Here is a 16,337-nt window from a genome sequence, read left to right as displayed (position 1 = left end):
TGGTCGGGAAGACAGGATTCGAACCTGCGACCCCTTGGTCCCAAACCAAGTGCTCTACCAAGCTGAGCTACTTCCCGATGGCGCGCCTGAGAGGAGTCGAACCCCTAACCTCTTGATCCGTAGTCAAACGCTCTATCCAATTGAGCTACAGGCGCTTTATAAGCGAACTTTTATATAATATCATATCTATTTAAACGATGCAATCACTTTTGAAATATTTTTTCAACCAATCTATTAATTGCTTCGTACAAACAATCGACTTTTAACACTATAGCATGTCCTTATCATTGATGCAAGAAGAATTCTCCGAAAAAATATAATCAAACTATTCTTTCAAAAACAATTCATTTTCCTTTCATTAAATAACTGTTTCCTTTAATAAAACGAAACTTCACTCAGTGGGAGTTTTTCGACGGACAACTCTTTACGATGGGACGAGTAACCGCAAAAGCTCTTCGGTGGGGCGAGTAATCGCAGCCCCAACCCCAGGACGTCGCGAACTTAGTCTGCTTCCTTCATTCTCCCACTGAATTAGCCTTAGTGATTCAGGGAGGTAGCGCCCGTTTTCTCCCGCCTAAATTAATTTATTTTCGCTCTTTATTTTGTGGCGGGAGTTTTACGGGCGGTTCTCCGTGATAAATCAAGACTTTGATACCTATGCTATTTTTCTTTTAAGTATCCTTTCGTTTCCACCCGCAAAAGCTTTCTCCCTTCCTATATAAGTAAAATGCTATCACTAACAGATTTCACCTATTTTTATACTTTTTTAAAAGTAAAATAAACAACCTATCCTTTTAAACTTTCTCTTCTATAAAAATAGATCCTTTCATAAGATAGTAACATCACTACTTGGTATTGAATAGTACTAAACAAAATGCTATAGTTGAATTTATCAGCTACCCATAAAGAAGGTGACTTTAATGAATGCACAATTTAAAAAAGGAGTACTTGAACTTTGCGTATTGGTACTGCTTGATAAACAAGATTTCTATGGTTATGAACTGATTAAGCGAATTACAGATAAAATCGAAATATCGGAAGGATCTGTCTATCCTGTATTACGCCGGATATTGAAACAGGGGTACTGTACTACTTACCTTAGAGAATCCACAGAAGGGCCGAGCAGAAAATATTATCATTTAACGGATGAAGGGAAAGATTATCTCCTGGAGCTTGAGGAAGCATACGAAAATTTCACACAAGGGGTTAATTCGTTAATGAAGGAGGAGAGAAATGAATAAATTAGATTTTTTAGAAGAACTTCGCTACTATTTGCATTACTTATCATCACAAGAACAAGAAGAAATTATTCAAGATTTTGAAGAGCATTTTGAAATGGGAAGAGCAGAAGGCAAAACAGATGAAGAGATTGTACGTTCATTAGGTTCCCCTCAGCAGATCGCAAAAGAATTGCAATCCACACAGCAAGTTGAAAAAGTACGTACAAATCATTCTGAAAAAAATCAATTTCGCAGAATAGGTATAATCATTGCTCTTTGTTTTTTTAACCTTATTGTTGTCCTCGGTCCCTCTATTGGGATCGCCGGAATTATTCTGGCTGCATGGGTTGTTGCTTTTTCTTTTGTCGTACAAATTTTTATAGCGGGTATTCAATGGATTATCCAACCCGGTTCATTTTATTTATTTGAATTATTTTCTTCTATCACTCTTGCCGGATCCGGGTTACTCATCTTTATAGGAGCAAATTATGTTACCAATTCTGCTATTCGTATATTTTCCAAATATATTGCATTTAACGCCCGTCTGGTGAAAGGAGAAGATCACGTATGATAACGGTAAAACGAATGATCATTTTGGCAGTATTTTTGCTTCTTATCGGCATCATTGGGATGGTTACTACCTTTTCATCTTACAAACAATCTGCTTCCTATGAAGAGTCAGAATCAATTCCACTCGATGCAAATGAAATCAGTGAGATTGAAGTAGATGCAGAAAATACACAAGTCCGTCTTCACCCGGCTGATGAGGAAGAGCCAAAAGCTGACTATACAGCAACTGGAAGAAAAGCTGAAACACAGGAGCTTCTTACATCCATTGATGGTGAAAAATTAACGATTCAAATTAAAGAAACTCCCTTCTCTTTCTTTGATTTTGATTTTTTATTTCGTTCCAATGCTACATTAGATATTTTTATACCTGAAGATATGATGGAATCAATAGATGTAAAAACGTCAAATAGTAAAATATCTGCTGCTGATTTACAAATTGATGAATTACAGCTTCGTACAAGTAATGGCAGAATTGAAGGTAACCATATAGAAGCTTCCTCCATTGATATGCAATCATCTAATGGCAAAATCATACTGGAAAATACACAAGGCGATGTCTATGTGAAAACGTCAAATAGTAAAATTACTTTAGATCATATCATCGGTGACGTAACTGCAAATACGTCTAATGGAAAAATCGAAATTACTTCTATCCAAGGTACGGCGAATGCAGAAACGACAAATGGAAAAATAGAAGCTTATTATATTTCCGGGGAAATGAAAGCAAAAACGAATAACGCGGCTATTCATATTGAAACAGAGAGATTTGATTACCCGATGGATTTACAAACAAGTAATGGGAAAATTAATATTAACTCTGAGCAAGAACCTGAAAATGCTACGCTTGATTTAAGAACAAATAATGGAACCATTCGTGTCTTTGATTCAAAAGAATGGGATGTTACTTATGGTGACGGAGAGACACTTATTAAAGCAACTACAAACAATGGCAGGATCGCCATAGAATAATTATCCTTCTATCCTAAGCTTAAAACCTCGTTTGTTAGTCTTACATAGCAAACGAGGTTTTTATGAACAAAAATTTTTCCAGTGTTTTTAGACTACTAAATTAATTCCTCATTTTAGGATCTAAAATATCCCGTAAACCATCACCAACTAAATTAAAGCCTAACACAACAAGCATGATAGAAAGACCTGGCATGATAAGGGTCCATGGTGCCAGTTGAATAAATTCACGGGAACTTGCGAGCATTTGCCCCCACTCTGGTGTCGGCGGCTGTGCACCAAGCCCTAGAAAACCAAGCGCAGCAGCTTCCAGTATGGCTGTCCCAAAACCCAGTGTAGATTGTACAATAATTGGTGTGATACTATTGGGCAAAATATGACGAAAAATAATTCTCCCATTTTTCATCCCCTGTGCTTTGGCAGCCATAATATATTCCTCTGCCCGTAGACTGATTACCCGGGAACGCACGATCCTCCCAAATATTGGTATATTAATAATAGCAATCGCAATAAGCGCATTTTGCAAAGAAGCACCAAGAATCGCAACAATCGCAATGGCTAGTAAAATACTCGGAAAGGCTAGCAGAATATCAAATATTCTGGAGATAACCATATCTACCCAACGACCAAAATAGCCGGCAATAATACCAAGAAATGTACCGAAAACCAACGCGCCTATCACAGCGAAAAAACCTACCTGTAACGATACTCTTGCCCCATAAGCTATCCTCGTAAATATATCTCTGCCTAAATCATCTGTCCCCATCCAATGCGCATCGGAAGGAGGCTGCAGACGGTTTGCTAAATTTTGTTCATGATACGAATAAGATGTAAGGAGCGGCGCAACAAGCGCAAGTATAATGAAAAAGATAATAATAATCAGACCAGCTGCTGCAAAACGATTCTTTATCAAACGCCGGAATGAATCCCTCCACGGCGAAACAGTTTCTATTTGTTCTGCATCTCCCTGATGTTCTCTACTTATAGGGTTAGCCATTTGCTGCTCTGCCTCTTTTGTTTGTTTTTTATCTTGTTTCATCACAGCTCCCCCTTAATAATTAATCCTTGGATCAATAATTTTATAAAGAATATCTACAACAAGATTGATAATGACAAAAATAAATGCAACCACTAGAATGCCTGACTGAATCACCGGATAATCTCGATAGCTTATTGCTTCAAACACATATCTTCCTATTCCTGGCCAGCTGAAAATTGTTTCGGTTAAAATAGCCCCTCCTAATAAAACCCCTGTCTGTAAGCCGATGACTGTAAGTACCGGTATCATTGCATTTTTCAACGCATGTTTGTAGATTACAAGGAATTGCCCGGAACCTTTTGCGCGCACCGTACGAATATAATCCGATTTCATCACTTCCAGCATGCTCGATCTCGTCATTCTGGCAATGATCGCCATTGGTATGGTTCCTAGCGCAATACTCGGCAAAACCAAATGTTTCAGCACTGTTCCTGCTCTGGAAAAATCCAAATGAATCAAGGAATCAAGAACATAGAAATACGTAATTGGTGCAATTGGGTCTCTATTATCCTGTCTACCATAAGCAGGGAACCATCCGAGTTCCTGGGCAAAAATCCACTGTTCCATTAATGCAAGCCAAAAAACAGGTATGGAAACACCGATTAAAGCAAAAAGCATGGCAAAGAAATCAAACCAGGAGTTCTGCTTCCAAGCACTGATGATACCAGCATTTACTCCTATAAAAACGGCGAAAAGCATCGCAAAAATAGTTAATTCAAATGTAGCAGCAATATACGGCCATATCTCTGTTGATATTTCTGCATTAGAACGCAAGGAAGTTCCCAAATCTCCTTGCAGCAATCCTTTAACATATATGCCGTATTGGTTTAAATAAGGTTCATTCAGCCCCATACTTTCTTCTAAATTTTCGATCGCTGTTTGGTTAGCTGTTTCCCCAAGTATTACTTGAGCAGGATTTCCAGGAATTAAATGAACAATGGAGAAGGTGATTAATGTCATTCCAATCAACACGGGAATCATCATTAATAACCGTCGAATAATATAGGAAACCACTCCATCACCTCTATTCGTCTTTATGTACACAATTCATCTAAAAAAAGAAAAAGGAGACTTCACCTGCAGTTTCTGTCTCTTCCCCAAATGAGTCAGAGTTTCCATTATGGTTGCCGCCAGTTGAATAAAGAAAAAGGAAAACACATAGACTGGATTCGGAGTCTCCTTCACTTGTTTCTAATTAATTTGCTAACTCTACTTCTGCCAGAGATTCACTTGTTGACGGATGAGGTACATAATTTTCTACAGCGTTCGTTGTTGCAAGCACCGGTCTGGAATGTACTAAAGGAACCATTGGTGCATCGTCTGCAATGATTTCCTGTGCCTGCTGATAAAAGGCTGCGCGCTCATCCTGGTCAATCGATAATTTCGCTTGGTTTAAAAATTCATCTACTTCATCATTATCATAAAATTCCCTATTACTGCTTCCTACATTATCACCATGCAGTAAGCTGCTAAGGAAATAATCAGGATCTCCGTTAGTCCCTGACCATCCAAGCATGTACATTTGATGTTCCCCGTTCATAGTTTTCTCCAAATATGGAGCCCACTCTTCTCTTACAATAGTCACGGTAATCCCTATCTGCTCCAAGTTATTTTGAATAATTTCTGAAACTGTTTCCGGATCTGGCATATAAGGCCGCGCTACCGGCATGGTCCATAATTCAATTTCCAATCCATCTCCATAACCAGCTTCCTCCAATAATTCCACGGCTTTGTCAGGATTATATTCAAAACTCTCCACTTCATCGTTGTATCCCATATAACTTGGCGGAAGAGGAACAGAAGCAGGGGTTGCATACCCGGCATACAATGCCTCTGCAATTGCTTCTTTGTCAATAGCATGGCTGACCGCATGCCTTAAGTCTTTATTATCGAATGGTTCTTTTTGCACATTAAATCCTACATAACCGATATTATTTTCAGCTCGTTCATACAATTCTAAGCCCTCATCTGCTTCTACACCTGCCGCATCATCCGGGTTTAATCCATCCATAATGTCAATCTCTCCGGAACGCAGGGCAATCAAACGAGCAGCATTATCCGGAATAACTTCAAATACAACGCGATCCAACTTAGGAAGTCCATCTATCCGGTAATCTTCAAACTTATCAAGCACAATGGAATCATCTTTCGTCCAGCTGACAAATTCAAATGGCCCCGTGCCTACAGGATTTTCATTAATTGCAGCCCCGTATTCTTCCAGTGCTGCCGGAGATGTAATAGGAAAATAAGTCATCGCCATATTTTGCAGGAAGAACCCTAGTGGCTGACTTAAAACAAACTCAATTTCATAATCATTCACGACATTAATCTCTTCAATGACATGATTCTCATCACCTAAAAATCCTCCAAACATCGTGCCATACATAGAATAGACATAGCCATCATCAGCAAAAGCATACTCATGATCAGGATCTGCCCAGCGCTCAAAGTTAAGCTTGACAGCATCTGCATTAAAATCTGTCCCATCATGGAAAGTTACACCCTCTTCCAGATAGAACGTATAACTCAACCCATCGTCAGCTACCTCCCAGTCATGAGCAAGTCCGGGCAGCACTTCAAAGGATTCCTTATCAAATTCCAACAGACTTTCGTAAATTTGCTTCGTAATACGGGAAGATTCTCCATCCGTTGTACTCGCAGGATCAAGACTTTCCGAGTCACCACCCCGGGCAAATATTAACACCTGATCTCCTTCATCACCTTCAGAACCCGCTTCTGTTTCTTCTGTACTTTCTGTTGTATCTGAGTCACCACCTTCTTCCGCTTCTCCACTATTTTGTCCGCCATCGCCTGAACACGCTGCCAATACCATGAAAACAGCAAGCATGCAGACGATGAAAAATGAATACTTCAACTTCATCGCTTTCCCCCCTCATATCTCGTTATTTATAAGAGTAATATTTTGCCAGCCTGTTTATTCATACAAATGACAGGCAACAAAATGATTATCTTCCACAGGATTAAATACGGGCCTTACTTCTTTGCATATGTCCATCGCAAGTGGACACCTTGTATGAAAAGCACATCCAGACGGAGGATTCGCAGGACTTGGCACATCCCCCTTCAAAATAACCCTGTCCCTTTTTAAGTCTGGATCGGGAAGCGGAACAGCAGATAACAGAGCCTGCGTATAAGGATGTTTTGGGGAATCATAGAGCTTATTTTTATCTGTCAGTTCAACCATCCTTCCTAAATACATCACACCGATACGGTCACTGATATGTTTGACTACACTCAAATCATGCGCAATAAAAATATATGTTAAGTTAAATTCATCCCGAAGCTTTTCCATTAAATTAAGAATTTGTGATTGAATCGATACATCCAATGCAGAAACAGGTTCATCACATATAACTAATTTAGGATTATTAGCAAGCGCCCGGGCAATCCCTATCCGCTGCCTTTGTCCTCCACTGAACTGATGCGGGTATCTTTTCGCATGATAAGGACTTAGACCAACCACCTCTAATAATTCTTGAACCCTTTCTGTCCGCTGTTTAACAGAGTCCATCCCATGCACCAGCAGGGGCTCACCAATGATTTTTTCTACCGTATGTCTTGGATTTAAAGAAGCATAGGGATCCTGAAATATAATTTGCATATCTTTTCGTAAACTGCGCATCTCGCTGTTATTTAAGCTTGTTATATCCTTATCCAGAAATGTCACTTTGCCTGCTGTCGGTTCAATTAGGCGTAAAATTGCTTTACCAGTCGTTGATTTCCCACAGCCTGACTCACCAACAATTCCTAAAATTTCTCCTTCCCTAACCGTAAAAGACACATCGTCCACAGCTTTTACTTCACCGACTTTTCTTCCTATTGGTCCTCCCCTGATATCAAAGTATTTCTTCAGACCATTAACTTCCAATATCGGCTTCTGCATGTGTTTTTACCTTCCTTTCTTTTTCATCGTGTAAAAAGCATCTGCTTTGACGATTGTTCCCCATAGTATAAAGGTCTGGATTTACTTGAAAACAACGTTTAAATGCAAATTCACATCGGGGTGCAAAATTGCATCCGACGCTTTCCATTTCGGGCTTCGGTACAACACCAGGGATGGAATACAGCTGTTGCTCTTTTTCATGCATTTTTGGAAGAGACTTAATTAGTCCTTGTGTATAGGGGTGCTCAGGAGATTTTAATATTTCTCTGGTTGTCCCTTCTTCCACTATTTGCCCAGCATACATAACAACAACCCTATCACAGATTTCCGCAACAACACCTAAATCATGGGTGATTAACAAAATAGCTGTATCTTTCTTTTTATTCAAATTCCGCATCAAATCTAAAATTTGCGCTTGAATCGTAACATCCAGAGCAGTAGTAGGTTCATCTGCAATCAATAATTCTGGATCACAGGACATAGCCATAGCAATCATTACACGCTGTCTCATTCCACCGGATAACTGATGTGGATATTCCTTCACAACCTCGTCCGCTCTTGGAATACCAACAAGCTCCAACATACCAATTGCCTTTTTCTCAGCGTCTCTTTTTGTGATTTTTTGATGAAGTCGAATGGCTTCAATAAGTTGATTGCCTATCGTGAATAATGGATTGAGCGATGTCATCGGCTCTTGAAATATCATAGAGATTTCATTCCCACGCATTTTTTTCATTCTTTTTTCTGAGGAACGCGTCAAATTTTCTCCTTTAAAATTTATTTCACCACTCACAATTTTTCCTGGCGGATTGGGAATAAGCTGCATAACAGAAAGCGAAGTAACACTTTTTCCGCTCCCAGATTCTCCGACAATACCCACAACTTCTCCTTTATGCACCTTGATACTTACACCATTTACAGCAGGAATTTCACCGTTATCAGTAAAAAAATGGGTATGTAAATCTTTTAATTCGAGGATGGTTTCTGCCATGTGTGTGCCTCCTTTTGGTTTTAGAACCAAAATCTCCAAGAACTTATCAATAAATTTAATTTTCTTAATTTTTTAATTATTAATTATATAAAATTAAGCAACAAAGTAAATATAGAAAAGTTGCCTTAAATTATAATATGGCGAATATGCTTAAACATTCGTAGATCATTCTTTTTTATCAGATTTATTTCAATTTTTAAACCTTTTCTTTACATGTTATAAAGTAAAAGATACTTTTTTGATAATGTTCTATAAGCAAAAAATTTTTGCATGATATTAACTAAAAAATGCTTTCCATAAAAAAGGTTGCTCCTAATAATTTTGGAGCAACCTTAATATTGTTATATACTCTTATAAGAATAGAATCATGGATAACACAAACATAAACACTACACCCGACAGCATTGGCACAGAAGTACGCTTTATAATTTGAATCGGATTTAGTTTTAAAGTTCCTGCGACAATTAAGATAACAGCCGCTACAGGTGATACAGCTCGGAATAGGTTTCCTGCTAATCCCATCGGAACACTAATAGCAATCGGGTCAATCCCTGCTGCTTGAGCAAGCGGTACAACTAAAGGAACCATTGCAAAGAATAATGCAATACCACTTCCGCTCAACAAGACAATAAGCGCTGTAACAGCTACTAAAATAAGTGGAAGAATAAATCCATTTCCTCCGCCTTGTGTACTCTGCATTGTCTGCTGAAGTGTATCGATCAAGCCGATAGACTGTAAACCCGCAACAAATACAGATGCAGCTACCAGTAAAGCTACTACAGGTAGCATATTACCCATACCAGTAAAGAATTTCTCTGTGTTTGCAAAGACCTCTTTCGTATTACGATGACGAATTAGTTCAGAAACAATTGCTATGATAAATGAAATTAAAACAGCAATTTCTACACTAATCGTTACAGTCGTATTCGTTGTAATTTCAATTATAAAAGAAACAAGTAAAATGATGATAGGGAATATCGGCAGAATTGCATAAACCGTTTTAAAAAGTTTGTTTCCTTCTATCTGTTCAATATCCTTTAATTCTACCTGTTCTTCCGGTTCCTCTACAATCATTTTTTTATCCATCCGTTTTTGCCAAAAATAATGGACCAATGCGATAAATAAAATGGTTGGAATCGATACTAGAGCGTGATAGCTAAATACGTATTGAGTTACTGTTAAATCGCTAAAAGCGGGATACTGTGCAAGTTCTTCTGCAATGGCAACATTATCACTGCCAAGTGGTGTCGGTACAATCGTTGCCGAGGTTGCAATAACAGCACCAATACTTAATGTAGACATCCCTGCTTGCTTTAAAACTGGGTACAACGTTGCCAATAGCAGAATGGCTAAAGTCGACGCACTCGGAATAACTAATGATAAAACGTTTCCAAGTAAAAATGTAATTGGTACTAAAAAATAAACTGATTTTACTTTTTTAATTGGCTTCGTCAACACTTGAACGGTTAAATCATTCGCACCAATAGAAGACATATACGCTGTATATCCGCCCAGAATAAGAATAATTAAACCTGCTGAAGTTAGTGTTGCTTTAAACTGTTCAACTATTACTTGCAATGGATCAAGCAGGGATGAACCTGTTGATTGAAAATCTTGGAAAACAATGTCTTTCCCCATTCCCAAACTAATCAGAAGCAGAACAATTCCCATTAAAAACAGGGCAATTTTAATATCCATTTTCTTAATTAGCATATAGACAATGACGACAACGGCTAATATAGCTGATCCATACATAATAAAATTATCTAGCATGATGGTTCCCCTCCGATGAATGGTTAACGCTTAAATACATTTTTGAATACTTTCCATAAACCACTTTTTAAATTCTTTCGCATCAATATCGATACAAACATTTACATTTGGCTGTCTATTCATTTTTCCTTTTAAGTCAACAACTGTTGTCCCTTTTGTTAATGCGCCGTTTAACTCAACATCCACAAAGCAATTCGTTACTTCAAATAATTCCGGTTTAAGCAAATAAGCAACTGCACAACTGTCATACATTTTCAAACCATGATTAAAACTTCCGCCACGATATTTCTTAAACAAATGATAAATCATATTCCCTGTTTTATTCATATCTTTTAAAATTTCACTATCTTCTGGATAAACAAGTGCCTTCAGACCAACATCTAACCCAGCCATAGCAATTGGTACACCGCTTGCAAAAACAATTTTAGCTGCTTCTGGATCAGCATAAATATTAAACTCAGCCATCACGGAGGAGTTTCCTCTGCCTGTTGATCCTCCCATCATAATAATTTCCTTAATGTTTTGTTTCACTTCAGGATATGTTCTAAATAACAAAGCAATATTTGTTAATGGTCCAATAGGTACAAGTGTCACTGGTTCATCACTTGTTAAAATTTCTCTGCGCATCGCTGTTACTGCATGTTCGTCTAAAAGCAGACCATTGTCTGGTTCTTCAAAATCATACCCATCCATACCTGTCTCTCCATGGATATCACTTGCATCTACAGGATCAACAATCAAAGGTGTTGCAGCTCCTTTGGCTATGGGAACCTGCTTATCAAAGAATTTCATTAACCGCAATATATTATAAGTAACTTTATCCAGGTTAACGTTTCCATTTACCGTTGTAATTAAACGAACATCAAGCTCTTCACTGTATAAAGCTATCCCTAACGCAACTGCGTCATCAATTCCTGGATCTGTATCAATAATAACTGGCTTCTTACTCATGACAATTCCTCCAATATTTTAATAGACTTTTTAAATTCACTTTTATAAACAACAGAAGGTCTCTCTTTTTAAAATTAACCGTTTCGATAATCTAAGAACTACTCTTATTTAAGAAAAGAACTCTCTGTCTCTACCTCATTCTTTTTACAACATCTTCTCTTTTCGGCATGCCTTCCTGAGCTCCAATTTTTTCTACAGCTAAAGAGGCTGCCGCATTAGCAAATCGAATTGCTTTTTCAACATCTTTTTCTTTTACATATTCTGTAACAAAAGCACCATTAAAGGTATCTCCTGCACCCGTCGTATCTTTTACCTTTGCTTTAAAAGACGGAATTGTTTTCTCTTTCCCTTCTGCCAAAGTAAAAGCGACACCCTGATCTCCTCTTGTCTCTATAATTTTTAATTTTATAGACGAGGTATCTATAGATTGCTCCATTGCTAAAAGTTCAGATTCATTTGGTGTAATAAATGTTACCTTATCTACAACGTTCTCCGGAATCTCATTAAACGGTGCCGGATTAATAACAACCGGGATACCATGCTTATGAGCAAGCTCTACAGTATACTCAATGGTTTCCATTGGTACCTCAAACTGCATTAAAACAATATCGCTGGAAAGGATACTATCCTGCTTCTCTTTTACCATTTCAGGTGTTACATATTTATTTGCTCCCGGCGCAACAATAATTCGATTATCTCCATCAGAAAGAATAATAGTTGCAACGCCTGTTGATTCATGAGGAACTGTAATAATTGCTTCGTCATTCGCGCCTTCATTACGAAATCGTGCTTTTAAACTATTGCCAAAAGCATCATCACCAATAGCTCCAACCATGACAACATCGGCTCCAAGCCTGGCTGCTGCGATCGCCTGATTTGCTCCCTTGCCTCCAGGGTGTGTTGTGAATGATTTACCGAGAATCGTTTCCCCTTGCTTAGGCATTTTATCCGTTGTTGTCACCATGTCCATATTGATACTCCCAACAACACAGACCCTTGGTTTTCTCTTCATACAATTCATTCCTTTACTTTGTGGATTGTCGATGGATTAGCTGAACATTGTATTGTTCAGAAGCAAATTCCTTCTGATTATTTTCCATCCTATCAATAATTATTTCAGCAGCTCGTTTTCCAATTTCATAAATTGGCTGTCCCATTGTTGTCAGTGCCGGTGTTGTAATTTCCCCTAATTCAATTCCATCATACCCGATGATAGATAAATCTTCCGGAACACGTAAGTTCAAAGCTTCAGCAGCCTTTAAAACACCTACACCCATTAAATCATTGGCAGCAAAAATACCATCAATTTCAGGATGTTTTTTTATTAATTCCTTTGTTGCTTGGTAAGCACCATCAAAAGTATATTCTCCCGGAATAAGATATTCTTCAGAAAACCAATTTTCCTGTCCCACCGCTTCTAAATAACCTTTTTTACGTTCTACTGCACTTGTTGTATCTTCTGGGCCGCTTATATGTGCAATTCGTTTACATCCAGTCTCCTGCAAATGACGCACTGCTTCTATTGCACCTGTCCGGTTATTCACAGTAACAGATATCATATCAGCAATTTCTCTATCTAATGCTACAATCGGTACATTTACTTTATTTAATGTTTCTAGAGGAATCGAGCTTGATACCATCACGACACCACCAATTGTTTTTTGCAGCAAGTTGTGCAGGTATTTCATTTCCTTCTCCCGATCGTTATCTGTATTACAAAGGATAAATGTATAGCCTGACTTATTTGCAGTATCTTCCACCGCACGTGCTAGTTTAGGAAAAAATGGGTTCATAATATCTGGTACAAATAAGGCGATCATTTTAGATGTCCCTTTAAAAAGTGTTCTAGCCACATCATTGGGCCGATAATCTAATTCTTTAATCGCTGCTTCTACTTTTTCTTTTGTTTTGTCATTAATATATCCATTTTTATTCATTACACGGGAAACAGTAGCAACAGATACACCGGCAAGTTTCGCAACCTCTCGAATAGTCGCCATATCATTCCTCCTTTTTGTGAATATGTAACCCGTTACATATTCGTGAAATTTAAAACAGGTTCATGTAACCCGTTACATGTAATTCTAAAACGATTTCTTTTTGTTGTCAATGCTTTTTATTTCTAATCGTTTATGAAGTTGTCGTTTATCATTAAAGCGGATAAACCAAAAATATGGTCCATCCGCTTTTTTTCATACACCTTCCGATTCTTTTGGAATAGCTTGTTTTGACCCTGCCTGCAATTTTAAAAAGTAAAATATCCCGACAATAATCAGCACGCCACCAATCATCTCTACAGGTGTAAGCATTTCTTGTAAAAAAATGACAGCCAATATCGAAGCACCTACCGGCTCTCCTAGTGTGCTCATTGAAACGGTCGTTGTATTTACATAGTTTAATAATAAATTAAAAATTATATGTGCTCCTGTTGGGAAAATAGCCAGCATGATAAAGACCAGCCAGTCATTTGTATTATAGCCTGTAAAAGATACGCCGCCAATGAGGTTAATAACTACGACTGTTATCCCCGCAACCATAAATACTAAAAAGCTGTAAACCCAATGATTAATGGATTTCACATTTCGTTGACCAATCATTAAGTAAAGCACCACAGAAACAACAGCCAGGAAGGACAATATATTCCCATATAAAGCTGCACTACCGCTTCCTAAACTTCCGCCTCCTACAATAACAACACCGATAAAAGCAATCCCCATTGCTACTACAATACGTATATCTAATTTTTCTTTAAAGAAAATCAGACCTCCAATTAAGGCAATTGCAGGCTGCAAGGCTAGAATTAACGTAGAACTTGCCACTGTTGTATGTTTTAAAGACTCAAACCATAATCCAAAATGGCCTGCCAGAAAGACACCAGCAAATACAATGGCTATCCACTCTTTTCGTTTTATTTTTGAAAACGAATGCCGGTATTTAAAAACCATAGGAAAAATCAATACACACGCCAAAAACATCCGATACATTACCATAATGGTAGAAGGTGCATCCGATAATTTTACAAGTATTGCCGATAAGGATATGCAGATGATAGTGATAACTAGTAATATATTAATTGTTCCTTGCTTCAATGATTATCCCTCCTCTGAAATTGACATTTGCTTAGTTAAGAAGAGGTTCTAATATTTCTGCTGCAAAATCACCTCTTGATTTATAATCTTAGAAATAACGTAAGCATGCACTTACCTTACTTTTTCTATCGTGAAATGAAACTGTTCTCAAATTAGATTATCATACTGGATACATTTTTTATATCTATTTTGCTCATAAATCTGAATGTAATCAATAGAAAATATTTTTTTATAACTAAGATATATCCAGGCGGGTTCATCTAATTGAACTCCTGTTTCATTTTCTTTATTATTAGGAAATACTGGGTTTATGAGAAGATAGACTGAGGTAATTTCTAATGAAAAACAATAAAAACTAAAGGAGTAATTATGCCAAATTTAAAAGATCACGTTATATTAGTAACCGGAGCAAATCGAGGACAAGGAAAAGCGATAGCGAAACATTTCGTTTCACTTGGCGCAAAAGTTGCAGTTGGGGCAAGGAGTTTGAAAGATGCAAAAGCTCTTTCATTAGAAATTGGTGAAAAACAAAGCCTCCCTGTCCAATTAGATGTAACAAAAGAAACAGACTGGACAACCGCTGTTCAAACTGTTATTCATACTTATAATAAAATAGATGTACTTGTTAACAATGCTGGTATTTTCATTAAAAAACCTTTATTAGAGACGACTGTTGAAGATTTCCAACAATTAATCAATGTAAACCAGGTCGGCGTTTTTATGGGAATAAAGGCAGTTACACCTTACATGGAAAAACAGCAAAAAGGAGCTATTGTTAATAATGTATCTATCTCCGCTTTTGCACCAATCAATGATGCGGCAGCTTATGCAGCTTCAAAAGCAGCTGTTTCCAATCTTTCTAAATCTGCCGCTATAGAATTAGGATCTAAAGGAATCCGGGTTAATTCTATTCACCCTGGTGTTATTCAAACGAATATGGTAAGTGACAGTAACATTAATGTAAATGAAGCAGATGCTATCCCGTTAAAAAGACTCGGGCAGTCTAACGATATAGCGCAAGTAGCAGCTTTTCTTGCTTCGGATGAGAGTGCTTATTGTAATGGTACTGAAATTGTAGTAGATGGAGGACTTACGCTGGGGACAGATGTTTAAATAGGAGCTTACGTTACATTCATTATGTAGAGTACAGAAAATAGAGAGGCGATAATAAATCTACCTCCCTCTCTATTCCAAATTATCATTCAGATGATAAGCCATTAAGATATCATCGCTATACGTTCCATCTTCATATTTAATATGATTCAATTGTCTTCCTTCTTCTATAAACCCAATTCGTTTATATACTTTTATCGCCCGTTCATTAACCGACAATACACCTAAACAGATTTTCTCTATGTTTTTTTGTTGTTCTCCCCAATTTATTAAGTACTCGATTAGTTGTGTACCAATTCCTTGATTACAGTACTGTTCAGAAATTCCCATTACCATGGACCCAGCGTGTTTTAAGCGGGGCATCCCATAGCGTTGAAAAAGTAGAAAACCAACCACCTTCTTTTCTGCTTCAGCGACAATATACAAATCTCCTCTCTGTTTACTCTGCTGGATCTTCTTTTCTTCCTCTAAGAGGTCTTCTGAAATATCCGTTGGAGAGGTAATAAAAAATGTTGATGTTTTATCCGAAGACATGAGTTCATGCTTCACTTGCATTACCGCCCTTGCATCTAATTCACTAGCCAAACGTATCATAACTAACGCCCCCTTCACCTTTCATTTATTTTGGCAAATTTCTCTTTTTTATTTATATCTGCTTAATTATTATTTCATAACTAAACGAGTTCATGTCGATACGATGTGCTCTTAACAATATTGACAC

15 protein-coding genes and 2 tRNA genes are annotated in these 16,337 nt (G+C 37.6%); 4 read left to right on the top strand and 13 right to left on the bottom strand.

Features of this window, described 5'->3' with window-relative positions:
* A tRNA-Pro gene (locus tag BN986_RS20900) sits at positions 1-77 on the bottom strand.
* Position 78: 1 nt separating this feature from the next.
* Positions 79-155: transfer RNA gene (locus BN986_RS20895), tRNA-Arg, on the bottom strand.
* Between the two features lie 765 nt (positions 156-920).
* On the opposite strand from BN986_RS20895, the gene BN986_RS20890 reads away from it, so the two are divergent.
* The 3 genes from BN986_RS20890 to BN986_RS20880 are packed head-to-tail and all read left to right on the top strand — an operon-like array spanning position 921 to position 2,759.
* Positions 921-1,241: a PadR family transcriptional regulator gene (locus tag BN986_RS20890; protein ID WP_040983730.1), complete on the top strand. Its 321-nt coding sequence runs from the start codon at positions 921-923 to the stop codon at positions 1,239-1,241.
* Entirely contained in the window at positions 1,234-1,791 is a 558-nt protein-coding gene (locus BN986_RS20885; RefSeq protein ID WP_040983728.1) for a DUF1700 domain-containing protein, read from the top strand. The genes BN986_RS20890 and BN986_RS20885 overlap by 8 nt, the downstream gene beginning before the upstream one ends.
* A complete protein-coding gene (locus tag BN986_RS20880; RefSeq protein WP_040983725.1) occupies positions 1,788-2,759 on the top strand; it encodes a DUF4097 family beta strand repeat-containing protein in 972 nt (323 codons plus the stop codon). The genes BN986_RS20885 and BN986_RS20880 overlap by 4 nt, the downstream gene beginning before the upstream one ends.
* A gap of 100 nt (positions 2,760-2,859) precedes the next feature.
* On the opposite strand, the gene nikC is transcribed toward BN986_RS20880, so the two are convergent.
* The 10 genes from nikC to BN986_RS20830 all read right to left on the bottom strand — a co-directional run bounded on the left by nikC (position 2,860) and on the right by BN986_RS20830 (position 14,503).
* A complete protein-coding gene (nikC, locus tag BN986_RS20875) occupies positions 2,860-3,753 on the bottom strand; it encodes a nickel transporter permease (protein WP_052401004.1) in 894 nt (297 codons plus the stop codon).
* A 54-nt stretch (positions 3,754-3,807) separates the two neighbouring features.
* Positions 3,808-4,809, bottom strand: a complete 1,002-nt coding sequence (locus BN986_RS20870; RefSeq protein WP_040983722.1) for an ABC transporter permease — start codon at positions 4,807-4,809, stop codon at positions 3,808-3,810.
* A gap of 181 nt (positions 4,810-4,990) precedes the next feature.
* Complete coding sequence (locus BN986_RS20865; RefSeq protein WP_040983720.1) at positions 4,991-6,676, bottom strand: ABC transporter substrate-binding protein; 1,686 nt, start codon at positions 6,674-6,676, stop codon at positions 4,991-4,993.
* A gap of 54 nt (positions 6,677-6,730) precedes the next feature.
* Positions 6,731-7,699: an ABC transporter ATP-binding protein gene (locus BN986_RS20860; protein ID WP_040983718.1), complete on the bottom strand. Its 969-nt coding sequence runs from the start codon at positions 7,697-7,699 to the stop codon at positions 6,731-6,733.
* Complete coding sequence (locus BN986_RS20855) at positions 7,674-8,690, bottom strand: ABC transporter ATP-binding protein (RefSeq protein ID WP_040983716.1); 1,017 nt, start codon at positions 8,688-8,690, stop codon at positions 7,674-7,676. Before BN986_RS20855 ends, BN986_RS20860 begins: the two co-directional genes overlap by 26 nt.
* Positions 8,691-9,041: 351 nt before the next feature.
* Positions 9,042-10,463 carry a C4-dicarboxylate transporter DcuC gene (gene dcuC / locus BN986_RS20850; RefSeq protein ID WP_040983714.1) on the bottom strand — a complete coding sequence of 474 codons (1,422 nt, stop codon included), beginning with the start codon at positions 10,461-10,463 and terminating at the stop codon, positions 9,042-9,044.
* A gap of 30 nt (positions 10,464-10,493) precedes the next feature.
* Positions 10,494-11,414 carry a ribonucleoside hydrolase RihC gene (rihC, locus tag BN986_RS20845; RefSeq protein ID WP_040983711.1) on the bottom strand — a complete coding sequence of 307 codons (921 nt, stop codon included), beginning with the start codon at positions 11,412-11,414 and terminating at the stop codon, positions 10,494-10,496.
* 130 nt (positions 11,415-11,544) lie between these two features.
* A complete protein-coding gene (rbsK, locus tag BN986_RS20840; protein ID WP_040983709.1) occupies positions 11,545-12,426 on the bottom strand; it encodes a ribokinase in 882 nt (293 codons plus the stop codon).
* 13 nt (positions 12,427-12,439) lie between these two features.
* Positions 12,440-13,414: a LacI family DNA-binding transcriptional regulator gene (locus tag BN986_RS20835; RefSeq protein WP_040983707.1), complete on the bottom strand. Its 975-nt coding sequence runs from the start codon at positions 13,412-13,414 to the stop codon at positions 12,440-12,442.
* Between the two features lie 192 nt (positions 13,415-13,606).
* Positions 13,607-14,503, bottom strand: a complete 897-nt coding sequence (locus tag BN986_RS20830; RefSeq protein WP_040983705.1) for a DMT family transporter — start codon at positions 14,501-14,503, stop codon at positions 13,607-13,609.
* A gap of 369 nt (positions 14,504-14,872) precedes the next feature.
* Here BN986_RS20830 and BN986_RS20825 point away from each other — a divergent pair, with 369 nt between their 5' ends.
* The gene (locus tag BN986_RS20825; protein ID WP_040983703.1) at positions 14,873-15,616 is read left to right on the top strand and encodes an SDR family NAD(P)-dependent oxidoreductase; all 744 of its coding nucleotides are present in this window, start codon (positions 14,873-14,875) and stop codon (positions 15,614-15,616) included.
* 72 nt (positions 15,617-15,688) lie between these two features.
* Here the strand turns inward: BN986_RS20825 and BN986_RS20820 are convergent, their stop codons facing one another.
* Complete coding sequence (locus BN986_RS20820; protein WP_040983700.1) at positions 15,689-16,210, bottom strand: GNAT family N-acetyltransferase; 522 nt, start codon at positions 16,208-16,210, stop codon at positions 15,689-15,691.
* Between the last annotated feature and the right edge of the window lie 127 nt (positions 16,211-16,337).

The sequence above is a fragment of the Oceanobacillus jeddahensis genome (assembly GCF_000750635.1).
In the GTDB taxonomy this organism is placed as follows: Bacteria; Bacillota; Bacilli; order Bacillales; family Amphibacillaceae; genus Oceanobacillus; species Oceanobacillus jeddahense.
The sequence above is the reverse complement of the archived record's forward strand: the minus strand, read 5'-3'. Positions and strand labels throughout refer to the sequence as shown.